At 61.6% G+C, this 12,104-nt stretch carries 8 protein-coding genes; 3 read left to right on the top strand and 5 right to left on the bottom strand.

The features are described from left to right. Positions 1-13: 13 nt before the first annotated feature. The 4 genes from BK667_RS26690 to BK667_RS26675 all read right to left on the bottom strand — a co-directional run bounded on the left by BK667_RS26690 (position 14) and on the right by BK667_RS26675 (position 5,044). Positions 14-1,684 carry a bifunctional protein-serine/threonine kinase/phosphatase gene (locus BK667_RS26690; protein WP_123599391.1) on the bottom strand — a complete coding sequence of 557 codons (1,671 nt, stop codon included), beginning with the start codon at positions 1,682-1,684 and terminating at the stop codon, positions 14-16. Between the two features lie 7 nt (positions 1,685-1,691). Further along, positions 1,692-2,903 carry a nitrate/nitrite transporter gene (locus BK667_RS26685; protein ID WP_123599390.1) on the bottom strand — a complete coding sequence of 404 codons (1,212 nt, stop codon included), beginning with the start codon at positions 2,901-2,903 and terminating at the stop codon, positions 1,692-1,694. A 338-nt stretch (positions 2,904-3,241) separates the two neighbouring features. After that, the gene (locus tag BK667_RS26680; protein ID WP_018925269.1) at positions 3,242-3,817 is read right to left on the bottom strand and encodes an ANTAR domain-containing response regulator; all 576 of its coding nucleotides are present in this window, start codon (positions 3,815-3,817) and stop codon (positions 3,242-3,244) included. A gap of 15 nt (positions 3,818-3,832) precedes the next feature. Then, the gene (locus BK667_RS26675) at positions 3,833-5,044 is read right to left on the bottom strand and encodes a CmpA/NrtA family ABC transporter substrate-binding protein (RefSeq protein ID WP_123599389.1); all 1,212 of its coding nucleotides are present in this window, start codon (positions 5,042-5,044) and stop codon (positions 3,833-3,835) included. A gap of 231 nt (positions 5,045-5,275) precedes the next feature. On the opposite strand from BK667_RS26675, the gene BK667_RS26670 reads away from it, so the two are divergent. Then, positions 5,276-6,295 carry a quinone-dependent dihydroorotate dehydrogenase gene (locus BK667_RS26670; RefSeq protein WP_123599388.1) on the top strand — a complete coding sequence of 340 codons (1,020 nt, stop codon included), beginning with the start codon at positions 5,276-5,278 and terminating at the stop codon, positions 6,293-6,295. Between the two features lie 248 nt (positions 6,296-6,543). On the opposite strand, the gene BK667_RS26665 is transcribed toward BK667_RS26670, so the two are convergent. Then, positions 6,544-6,759: a BatR family protein gene (locus tag BK667_RS26665; protein ID WP_003223300.1), complete on the bottom strand. Its 216-nt coding sequence runs from the start codon at positions 6,757-6,759 to the stop codon at positions 6,544-6,546. Positions 6,760-7,290: 531 nt separating this feature from the next. Between BK667_RS26665 and rlmKL the strand changes: the two genes are divergently transcribed. Together rlmKL and BK667_RS26655 are read left to right on the top strand one after the other, a co-directional pair. Further along, complete coding sequence (gene rlmKL / locus BK667_RS26660) at positions 7,291-9,561, top strand: bifunctional 23S rRNA (guanine(2069)-N(7))-methyltransferase RlmK/23S rRNA (guanine(2445)-N(2))-methyltransferase RlmL (protein WP_123599387.1); 2,271 nt, start codon at positions 7,291-7,293, stop codon at positions 9,559-9,561. Positions 9,562-9,706: 145 nt separating this feature from the next. Beyond that, positions 9,707-12,103, top strand: coding sequence for a sensor domain-containing diguanylate cyclase (locus BK667_RS26655; protein WP_123512943.1), 2,397 nt, complete (start codon positions 9,707-9,709; stop codon positions 12,101-12,103). Position 12,104 lies beyond the last annotated feature (1 nt).

Genomic DNA, 12,104 nt, shown 5'->3' with positions numbered 1-12,104 from the left:
GCTGCGCCAACACTCAGCCATGAAACAGTAGAAACAACAGCAGCAGATTCACCACCAACGACCCCAACGCCAATGTTCGCCACACCTTCAGCGGCTCGCGTTCCAGCAACGGCTTGGGTCTGACGCTCAAACTCCGGCGCTCGCCGTGTTCCAACAGCAATAACCATTCTTCTGCCGTTTCAAAGCGCTGCAGCGGATCAACCGCGACCGCGCGCTCCAGGCTCAGCGCCAACCATTCCGGCAGATCGGGGCGGTAGCGACTGGCACTGACCGGCACGCCAAACCTGGGGCGCTGAAAGGCTTCGATTTCGCCGTAGGGATACTGCCCGGTCAGCAGGAAGTACAAGGTCACACCGACCGCATACAAATCCTGTTGCGGCGTCGGCACTTCCCCGCGAAAGGCTTCTGGCGCGATATAGCTGGGCGTGCCGGGCAGGGCGCTCGGTGGGTCTTCGGACAAGCCAGGGCAATAGGCGAGGCCGAAGTCCAGCAACCGCAACTCGCCGTCGTCCCCCAGCAGCAAGTTCTCCGGTTTGATGTCGCGATGCAGGATCTGCCGTCGATGCAGCATGCCCACCGCCCGAAGCAGGCGTTCGGCCAATTCCCGCCACTGCGCCAGCGGCAACGGCCCGGATCGATCCTGCAACTGCGCCAGGGTCGATCCCGAATATTCGCGCATCACGTAGTACAAATGCTGACGCTGACTGGCGACGTGGACTTCAGGAAAATGCCGCCCGGCCACGCGCTTGAGAAACCATTCCTCGGACAACAATGCCTGCCCGGCCAGATGATCGTCGTGCAGAGGCCCGGGCAAGGTTTTCAGCAGCCAGGGTTGTTGTTGCGCATCCCGCACCCGGTAGAGCAGCGATTGCTGGCTCTGAGCGAGGACACCCTCGACCTGCCAGTCTTCGAAGAACTGCCCCGATTTCAGCACGGGCGGCAATGGCCATTGCTGCAAATGGATCAACGCATCCCCGATGGCGGTTTCACCCAAGGCATCGACCTGCACCAACAGGGCACTGGCGTTGTCCTGGCTGCCGGCCAAGTGGGCGGCGTTGACCAGGGTTTGCGCGGCGCTCTGCAAGTCAGGCTGATCACGCAAAATACCGGCAATCGCGGTGTCGCCCAGCACCGCCCAGACTCCGTCGCTGAGCAATACAAAACGCTCATCGAGGCGCAATTCGCCATCCAGGAAGTCCAACACCAGATGTTGATCGAGTCCGAGGGCGCGCTTGAGTACATGTTGCATGCCCGGCTGATCCCAGACGTGATCCTCGCTGACCCGCTGCAACTGGTCGGCATGCCAGCGATACACTCGGCAATCGCCGACATGGGCCAGGGTAAAACGCCTGCCGCGCATGACCAAAGCACTGACAGTGGTCAGGAGCGGTTGCCCACCGCCATTGGCCTGCAACCAGCGATTCTGCGCCGATAGCAGGCGATCCAGCGCCTGAGCGACGCCCCAGGTTTCCGGGGTTACGTAGTAGTCCAGCGCCAGTGCCTGCAAGGTCGAACGGGCGGCGAGACCGCCGTCGGCGCACTGGCTGACGCCGTCGGCGATGGCGAACAGGTAACCCTTGCTCGCCGCCAGCGCCGGGGCGGGGCTAACCAGGCGCAGGGCGTCCTGGTTTTCCTCACGAGGGCCGATGGCGCTGGCTTCGGCGAAACTCAGTTGCAGGCTCATGGACGCCTCAGACCCGGGCCGCCGTCATCGCTGCCGAGCCCCAAGTGGTTCTCCAGCGACGTTTCACGCCGTGCAGGCCGAACCAGGCGAGCACGCCCAGGCTGGCGAACAACCACAAGGCCATTTGATAGCTGCCGGTGCTTTGCTTGATCGCGCCCATGCCCGCCGCGAGCGCGAAGCCACCGATGCCACCGGCCATGCCGATCAATCCGGTCATCACGCCGATCTCCCGACGAAAACGCTGCGGCACCAGTTGGAAAACCGCGCCGTTACCCGCCCCCAAACCGAGCATGGTGCAGACGAAAAGTGCCAATGCTGCGTAGGAACTTGGCAAGTTGAAACCCACCGCAGCGATGCAGATCGCCGCCACCGTGTACATGCCCAGCAAGGTGCGGATCCCGCCAAAACGATCCGCCAGGGCGCCACCCAACGGACGCATCAGGCTGCCGCCGAACACGCAGGCGGCGGTGTAGTAACCGGCGGTCACCGGGCTAAGGCCATATTGGTCGTTGAAGTAGCCGGGCAGGGCGCTGGCCAGGCCGATGAAACCACCGAAGGTCACGCTGTAGAAAAACATGAACCACCAGCTGTCGCGGTCACCCAGGGCCTTGAGGTAGTCGGCCATGGACTTGGCTTTTGGCCGTTCCGGGGCGTTTTTGGCCAGCCAGGCGAAGACGATGAGGGTCAGGATCAGCGGGATCAGGGCGAAGCCGAAGACATTGCTCCAGCCGAACGCCGCCGCCAATACCGGGGCGATCAGTGCCGCGAGGACGGTGCCCGAATTACCGGCACCGGCGATGCCCATGGCTTTGCCCTGGTGTTGTGGCGGATACCATTGCGACGCCAGTGGCAACGCAACGGCGAAGGACGCGCCGGCCATGCCGAGGAACAGCCCCAGCACCAACGCCTGTTCGTAGCTGTGGATGCCCAGTTTCCAGGCGCCGAACAACGCGCCAATGACGATCACCTGGCCGATGATCCCGGCGGTTTTTGGCGACAGGCGATCAGCCAGCAACCCCATCGCAAAGCGCAGCACCGCGCCGGCCAGAATCGGCGTGGCCACCACCATCCCGCGCTGTTGCGTGGTCAGGTGCAGGTCAGCGGCGATTTGCACCGCCAACGGGCCGAGCAGGTACCAGACCATAAAGCTCAGGTCGAAATAGAGGAAAGCCGCGAACAAGGTCGGGGCATGGCCGGATTTCCAGAAGCTTGAATTCATCGCGCACCTCAGCTGTTGGGAGTCTCGAGAAGGAGTCATGAGCTTGCAGGTGGGGCGCCGCTACGGCCGCACCACCGGCCCCGATCCCTGGGGCCAAAACAAAAAAACGCCGCTACCTGATCCGCCATGGGCGAACGAGGTGAGCGACGTCTTTGTCGTAGGTGGGGCAACCGCCGTTGGTTACCTGTACCGATTACTTAGCGAGATTTGTGCCACATCCAGCATGATCGTTCCCACGCTCTGCGTGGGAATGCATCCCGTGACGCTCTGCGTCACATCACAAGGCGGACGCGGAGCGTCCATGGCGGCATTCCCACGCGGAGCGTGGGAACGATCGGTTAGCCGAGCAACTCACTCATGGCAATAATCTGCTCCGCCACCTGTATCAGCTTCTGCTGGCGGCTCATGGCCTGGCGGCGCATCAAGGTGTAGGCCTCTTCTTCATTGCAGTCTTTCATTTTCATCAACAGCCCCTTGGCCAGCTCGATGCGCTTGCGCTCGGCCAGTTGCTGATCCCGGGCGTGGAGCTGAGCCCGCAAGGCCTGGTCGCTTTCAAACCGCGCCATGGCCACGTCGAGAATCGGCTGCAAACGTTGTGCGTGAATGCCCTCGACAATGTAGGCACTGACCCCGGACTTGATCGCCTGACGCATTACGCCGGGGTCGTGTTCGTCGGTGAACATCACGATCGGCCGGGGCTGGTCGCGAGTGACCAAGACCACTTGCTCCATCACATCGCGGCTGGGTGACTCGGTATCGATCAGAATCACGTCCGGACGCACCGTTTCGACGCGCGCGGGCAGGTCGATGGTCAGGCCGGATTCGTCGATGACCTCAAACCCGGCCTCGGTCAGGGCGGCTTTGAGGCGGCCGACTTTCTTCGCGGTGTCGTTGATCAGCAGGATACGCAACATGTGGGTGGGCTCCTGTCAGCGGCTGGCCAATCGATGGGGGCTGTCGCTCATGGCGTGGAGCTTGAAACCACGGGCGTAGCCGGCCGGGTCCGAGCCGTCCCAGACTTTGCCGTCGATCAATTGACTGCTGCGCATTTCCTGGCCCCAGGCAGCCACGCCCACAGCGGTCGCGGCCTCACGATACAAGTCCAGTTGCTGGACTTTGCGGGCCACGCCGAGGTAATCCGGGTCCTCGCGCAACAAGCCCCAGCGGCGGAACTGGGTCATGAACCACATGCCATCGGACAGATACGGCAGATTGACCTCGCCGCCGCCATGGAAGCGCAAGGCGTGCGGGTCTTGCCAACGATTGCCCAGGCCGTCGGCGTAATCCCCCAGCAGTCGCGGTTCGATGCAGTCCAGGGGCGCGTCGAGATACTCGGGGGCGCTCAGCAGTCGCGCGGTGCTGCTGCGGTTTTCCGGGCTGTCTTCGATAAAGCGGCTGGCTTCGAGGATCGCCATCACCAGCGCCCGGGCGGTGTTGGGGTATTGCTCGACAAAAGCGCGGGTGCAACCGAGGACTTTTTCCGGGTGATCGGGCCAGATGCTCTGGGTCGTCGCCAGGGTAAAGCCGAGGTTTTGATTGACCGCACTGGCGCACCACGGCTCACCGACGCAGAAACCGTCGATCCGCCCGGCCTGAAGGTGAGCCACCATTTGCGGCGGTGGCACGACCACGCTGTCGACATCGTGCAACGGATGAATACCCTGGCTCGCCAGCCAGTAATACAACCACATGGCGTGGGTGCCGGTCGGAAAGGTCTGGGCGAAGGTCAGTTTTGGGCGAGTTTGGTGCACGCGCAGGTGCAATGCTTCAGGACTGGTCACCCCCAAGGCTTGCAAGCCGTGGGACAGGTTGATGCTCTGGCCATTCTGGTTCAGGCCCATCAGCACCGCCATGTCCGTGGGCGCGACGCCGCCGATGCCCAGGTGCACGGCGTAAATCAGGCCGTAGAGGCTGTGGGCGGCGTCGAGTTCGCCGCTGACCAGTTTGTCCCGCAGGTTGGCCCAGGATGACTGGCGCTTGAGGTTCAGGGTCAGGCCATAGGGTTGGGCGAAACCCTGGGTGGCGGCGACCACCACCGGGGCGCAGTCGCTCAAGGCCATGAAGCCTACATTGATCACGGACTTTTCCGGGGCATCGCTGCCGTTGACCCAGGCCAGCGGGTCGACTGTGGTTTCATTCATCGATAAACACCCTTGCAAAAAAAAGCGTCGTCCCAGGTCCCTGCGCGAGCAGAACCGGGTGACGACGCCATTGTCCGTCGACTCATCCCGTCGTTGGCATGAGTGCTGATAGGTTTGCCGGTGCAAGGCATATGCCATCGAATGTTGATTTGTTTGTGTGCCTCGCTTGCGACCCCGATGCCCGGCTATAATCGCCGCCTCATTTCGCCGCCATCCGAGTCAAACCCGCCCATGTACACCCTGGCCCGTCAGCTGTTGTTCAAACTTTCCCCGGAAACCTCCCACGATCTGTCCCTGGACCTGATCGGCGCGGGCGGGCGTTTGGGCCTCAACGGCTTGCTGTGCAAGGCGCCGGCGAAAATGCCGGTGAAGGTCATGGGCCTGGAATTCCCGAACCCGGTGGGGCTGGCGGCCGGTCTGGACAAGAACGGCGCGGCCATCGACGGTTTTGCCCAGTTGGGTTTTGGTTTCGTCGAAATCGGCACGATTACTCCGCGTCCGCAGCCAGGCAACCCGAAACCACGGATTTTCCGCTTGCCGGAAGCCGAGGCGATCATCAACCGCATGGGTTTCAACAACCTCGGCGTCGATCACCTGCTGGCCCGTGTCGCGGCCGCCAAGTACAAGGGTGTGCTCGGCATCAACATCGGCAAGAACTTCGATACGCCGGTTGAACGGGCGGTGGACGACTACCTGATTTGCCTGGACAAGGTCTACGCCCACGCCAGTTACGTGACGGTCAACGTCAGCTCGCCGAACACCCCGGGCCTGCGCAGCCTGCAGTTCGGTGATTCGCTCAAGCAATTGCTCGCCGACCTGGCCCAGCGCCGGGCTGAACTGGCGTTGCGCCACGGCAAGCATGTACCGCTGGCGATCAAGATCGCCCCGGACATGACCGACGAAGAAACCGCACAGGTGGCACAAGCGCTGATCGAAACCGGGATGGACGCGGTGATCGCCACCAACACCACCCTGAGCCGTGTCGGCGTCGAAGGCATGGAACATGGCGACGAGGCGGGCGGTCTGTCCGGCGCACCGGTTCGTGACAAGAGCACGAACACCGTTAAGGTCCTGGCGGCAGAGTTGGCCGGCCGGTTGCCGATCATCGCCGTGGGCGGTATCACCGAAGGCAAGCACGCGGCTGAGAAAATCGCTGCGGGTGCGAGCCTGGTGCAGCTGTATTCGGGCTTCATCTATAAAGGCCCGTCGCTCATTCGTGAATCTGTCGACGCCATAGCCGCCCTGCGCTGATCCCCTGTGGGAGCGAGCTTGCTCGCGATGACGGACTGACAGGCAACATCTTTGTTGAATGTTAAACCGCCATCGCGAGCAAGCTCGCTCCCACAGGTAGTTTGTGTGCAGCTTACGAATCAGTTTTTGAAGGCATAAAAAAGGGCACCTCGAAGGTGCCCCTGGGCCGGAGCCCGCCGTCCGGATGGGACGTGCGTGGTTAAGGTGTTACGTATTCAGATGATTGTGTTGCAGTGTCAGGCCCTTTGTTAGCCAACGGCGTGAAGTTCGTTGAGTCTATGGATTCCCGCAGTGCCGGTCATACCGTCCCAGTTGTCGCCGCGTCCTTCGCGCCAGCCGTTAATCCAGGCTTGGCGTACCGACGGTAGAGTAAATGGGCAAAGCTCACGGGATTTGCCACCAACGCCATATTGATATCCGCGCAAAAATGCTCTTTCCAACGGATCACGCTTAAGTCTTCTCATAGGGTGTTGCCCTCACTTGTTGACTGTATTTATCGCGTCGACCTCAATCGAGGTCTGGCAGAAAATCTCTGCCGTTGGCGGCTCGCTGCCGGCGTCGCGAGCCAAGGTGTTGACGCCGTTGCGACGTCAACCTGTGTTGAGTTCTAACCAATGCGTCACATCGAGGGAATGATCGTTTTGTCATAAGGACGTAACCAGAAAGATGCTATGGCCATAAGTAACACGATGTTTGTCCCGTGTTTATTGGCCAAACCCCGGTATGATCAGCTCCGCGCTGTATGACGGGCTTAATCCTTTAGTGAGAATGACCCACGTTTACGCTGGGGTACTATTCGACGAAGGGTCGCTTTATGACATTTTGTTGCATCAACTATTTTATCTGCCCTGGCATCTAAGCTCTTTTAACCCGAGCAGTCAGGGTGGGAAGGCACACCTTCGTGCCACGCGGGCGCTCTTTTAGAAAAGCGCCTGATTGAAAACCGGACCGGCAATGCGTTGTCGGTTCACTTCGCCAAAGGCTCTGAAATTCCAATGTCCGATCAATTCGAAATCTTCCTCACTTGCCCTAAAGGCCTTGAAGGCCTGCTCATCGAGGAAGCCGTCGGGCTTGGCCTTGAAGAAGCGCGTGAACACACCTCGGCCGTGCGCGGCATGGCCACCATGGAAACCGCTTATCGCCTGTGCCTGTGGTCGCGTCTGGCGAACCGGGTGCTGCTGGTGCTCAAGCGTTTCCCGATGAAGGACGCCGAAGACCTGTACCACGGCGTGCTCGATATCGAGTGGCAAGACCACATGCTCAATGACGGGACCCTGGCCGTTGAGTTCAGCGGTCACGGCTCGGGCATCGACAACACCCACTTCGGCGCCTTGAAGGTCAAGGACGCCATCGTCGATAAACTGCGCACCCCGCAGGGCGACCGTCCGTCCATCGACAAGCTCAACCCGGACCTGCGCATTCACCTGCGCCTGGACCGTGGCGAAGCCATCCTCTCCCTCGACCTGTCCGGCCACAGCTTGCACCAGCGCGGCTATCGCTTGCAGCAGGGCGCGGCACCGTTGAAAGAAAACCTCGCGGCCGCGATCCTGATCCGTTCCGGCTGGCCACGCATTGCGGCCGAAGGCGGCGCGCTGGCTGACCCGATGTGCGGTGTCGGCACGTTCCTGGTCGAAGCCGCCATGATCGCCGCCGATATGGCACCCAACCTGCGTCGCGAGCAGTGGGGCTTCACCGCATGGCTGGGCCACGTCCCGGCGCTGTGGAAAAAACTTCACGAAGAAGCCACCGAGCGCTGCGCCGCCGGCCTGGCCAAGCCGCCGCTGTGGATTCGCGGCTATGAAGCCGACCCACGCCTGATTCAACCGGGCCGCAACAACGTCGAGCGTGCCGGCCTGAGCGAGTGGATCAAGATCTACCAGGGTGAAGTCGGCACCTTCGAGCCGCGTCCGGACCAGAACCAGAAAGGTCTGGTCATCTGTAACCCGCCGTACGGCGAGCGCCTGGGTGACGAGGCGAGCCTGCTCTATCTCTACCAGAACCTCGGCGAGCGTCTGCGCCAGGCCTGCCTGAACTGGGAGGCCGCCGTGTTCACTGGCGCCCCGGACCTGGGCAAGCGCATGGGCATCCGCAGCCACAAGCAGTATTCGTTCTGGAACGGAGCGTTGCCGTGCAAGCTGCTGCTGATCAAGGTCACCCCGGATCAGTTCGTCACCGGCGAGCGCCGCACCCCGGAACAGCGTCAGGTCGAGCGCGAGCAGGCCGAAGTGGAAGTGGCTGACAACGATGTCGCGCCAGGCAAATACGAGAAGTACAACAAGAACGGCAACCCGATCAAACCGGCTCCGGTGGTGATCGAGCAACCGCGCTTGAGCGAAGGCGGGCAGATGTTTGCCAACCGCCTGCAAAAGAACCTCAAGGCCCTGGGCAAGTGGGTCAAGCGTGAAGGCATCGACTGCTATCGCGTGTATGACGCCGACATGCCGGAATACTCGATGGCCATCGACCTGTACCAGGATTGGGTCCACGTCCAGGAATACGCCGCGCCGAAGTCCATCGACCCGGAAAAAGCCTCGGCGCGGATGTTTGATGCACTGGCGGCGATTCCGCAGGCGCTGAACATCGACAAGAGCCGCGTAGTGGTCAAGCGTCGCGAACGTCAGAGCGGCACCAAGCAGTACGAACGTCAGGCGGCCCAGGGCAAGTTTGTCGAGGTCAACGAAGGCGGCGTGAAGCTGCTGGTCAACCTCACCGACTACCTCGACACCGGGCTGTTCCTCGATCACCGGCCAATGCGCCTGCGTATCCAGAAAGAGGCGGCCGGCAAGCGCTTCCTCAATCTGTATTGCTACACCGCGACCGCCAGCGTCCACGCCGCCAAAGGTGGCGCCCGCAGCACCACCAGCGTTGACTTGTCGAAAACCTATCTGGACTGGGCGCGTCGCAACCTGTCGCTGAACGGGTTCTCCGACAAGAACCGTCTGGAGCAGGGCGACGTGATGGCGTGGCTCGATGCTTGCCGTGACGAATACGACCTGATCTTCATCGATCCGCCGACCTTCTCCAACTCCAAGCGCATGGAAGGGATCTTCGACGTTCAGCGCGACCAGGTGCAATTGATCGATTTGGCCATGGCACGCCTGGCACCGGGCGGGGTGTTGTACTTCTCCAACAACTTCCGCAAATTTGTGCTGGAGGAGAACCTCACCACCCGTTACGCGGTCGAGGAAATCACCGCCCAGACCGTCGATCCGGACTTTGCCCGCAACGGCAAGATCCACCGTGCCTGGAAAATCACGGCCCGCTGACACCTGACCTGATTGGATCCACAGAGCCTTGATTTTTAAAGGCTCTTGGATTCTTTTCAGGGCTGGTCAAATTAGTGGCTAATAGCTATAACTCAACCCATGGCCAATGGGCTTTTCCGGCACCTGGCGTTTTGAGTTGCGTTTTATGTCGTTGCACGCCGTGCGCCCCAAGATCCTGGGTTTTATCAGCGAAGACGTCTCGGCCTGGTTGGTCGCGCTGTTGGTATTGCTCGCTGGCGGGATTCTCACGGGGTTGCTGGCCTGGGCCACGCTGAATCTGTTTCATCATCAATTGCGGCAACGCTTCCAACTGCTGGCCAGTGAGCGCTACAGCCGTATCGAAGAACGTTTCGAAGATCAGGAGCAGCGCCTCGACGGCCTGCGCCGGTTCTTTGCCAATTCCGAATCGGTGTCCCGCGCCGAATTTGACGGTTACACCCAACCTTTATTGCACCGCACCCAGGCGTACTCGTTCGCCCAGCGCGTGACTCGCGAAGAGCGCCCGGCGTTTGAACGCGAGGTGCGCGCGCAAGGGCTGAGCGACTTTTCGATTCGTGAACTCAACCCGGCTGGCGCGCTGCAACTGGCGGCTGAGCGCGATGAGTATGTGGTGGTGCTTTACAGCCAGACACAAAGTCGTCTCGGCTCGCCGCTGGGCTACGACCTGCTGGCCCAACCGTTGCGACGTGCGACGCTGGAAAGAGCTGATCAGGGCCGCATGGCGGTTTCACAACCGATGCATCTGGTAAATGTCGAGCCGACCTATGCCCGAGGCGTGCTGCTGGTGGCGCCGGTCATTCGTCGGCAAAGTTCTGAGCTGGCGACGGACAAGCCATTCGGTTACGTCATGGCGGTGATCAGCATGCGTCAGTTGCTGGCCGACGGGCTGCCGGAGGCCGGGCGCGATTATCTGACGGTACGCATTCTTGACCTGTCCACCAGCGATCAACACGAAGTGCTGTTTGAGTCGACGAATCCGCCGGCTGCCAGTGAACTGTCCGCGAGCCGCTTGCTGCGCCTGGCCGACCACGACTACCAAGTAGACATTCAGCCCAGCGAGGCCTTTCTGCAGGCCAACCATTCTTCAGTCAGCAGCCTGGTGGTGCTCGGTGGCTTGCTCAGCCTGTTGCTCAGTGCCTTGCTCTACGTGTTGGTCAGCCAGCGTCAACGGGCGCTGAAAATGGTCGAGCAGCGCACCGAGGAATTGCGCGCCCGGGAGCAAGAGTTGCGCGGCACCCATGGCCAGTTGCGCGGGGTGCTCAACGCAGCGACCCAAGTGGCGATCATCGCCACCGACCTGCGTGGGGTCATTAGCACCTTCAATGCCGGTGCCGAGCATATGCTCGGTTATAGCGCCGCTGACGTGGTCGGGCGCATGACCCTGGAAAACCTGCATTTCCCCCGGGAATTGGTGGCCCGATCGGCGGAGTTGAGCGCCCGTTACGGCAAGCTGATCCCGACCTGCCAAGCGATGCTGGTCGAGGGTGGCGAGGAGGGTGGTCACGAAGCCCGGGAGTGGACCCTGGTGCGCCAGGATGGCAGCCATCTGACGGTGAACATGCTGGCCACTCCGGTGCTGGATGAACAAGGGCTGTGGGTCGGGCACCTGGCGATCTGCATCGACATCACCGAGCGCAAGCGCGTCCACGAGGCGCTGGCGGCGCGGGACTTGCTGTTGAAGAAACTCAGCGCCCACGTGCCGGGCGGCATCTATCAGTTCAAGATGGAATTCGACGGGCGTTTCAGTGTGATTTACGCCAGTGACGGCATCCGTGACATCTATGAACTTGAACCGGAAGTGTTGCTGCTCAACGCCGAAGCGATCTTCACCCGGATTCATCCTCAGGACTCGACCCGGGTCCGCGCCTCGATCCGTGCCTCGGCGGACACCCTCAGTCCTTGGCGCGAGGAATACCGCGTGCAATTGCCTGTGGGCGGTCTGCGCTGGGTGCGTGGCGAGGCGACCCCGGAGGAATTGCCCGGTGGCGGCGTGCTCTGGCATGGCTACATCTCGGACATTTCCGACCTCAAGCGCGTTGAAGAGGAATTGCGCGCGCTGTCGGTGACCGACTCCCTGACCGGCATTCACAACCGCCGTTATTTCCAGGAGCGCTTGACCATGGAAATGGCCCGGGTCGAACGCGGTGGCGGCGAATTGTCGGTGATCATGCTCGACATCGACCACTTCAAACGGATCAACGACCAGCACGGCCACGCCGTGGGCGACCGGGTGTTGCAAGCGGTGTGCGAACGCATCGGCCATCGCCTGCGCCGCACCGACGTGTTCTGCCGCTTGGGCGGTGAGGAGTTCATGGTGCTGTGCCCGGACATCAGCGGCGAACACGCCCATGTCCTGGCCTTGCAGTTGTGGCAAGCGTTGCGCAGCTCGCCAATTGAAGGCGTCGGCACGGTAACCGCCAGTTTCGGGATCGCCAGTTGGCAAGTCGGCGAAGGCGCGGATGCGCTGTTGTTGCGGGCAGACTCGGGTGTGTATGCGGCGAAGCAGGCGGGTCGGGATCGGGTTGAGGTGCAGCCACACTAAC

This window comes from Pseudomonas frederiksbergensis, assembly GCF_003732705.1.
GTDB lineage: Bacteria > Pseudomonadota > Gammaproteobacteria > Pseudomonadales > Pseudomonadaceae > Aquipseudomonas > Aquipseudomonas frederiksbergensis_F.
This window is presented reverse-complemented; position numbering and strand designations above follow the sequence as displayed.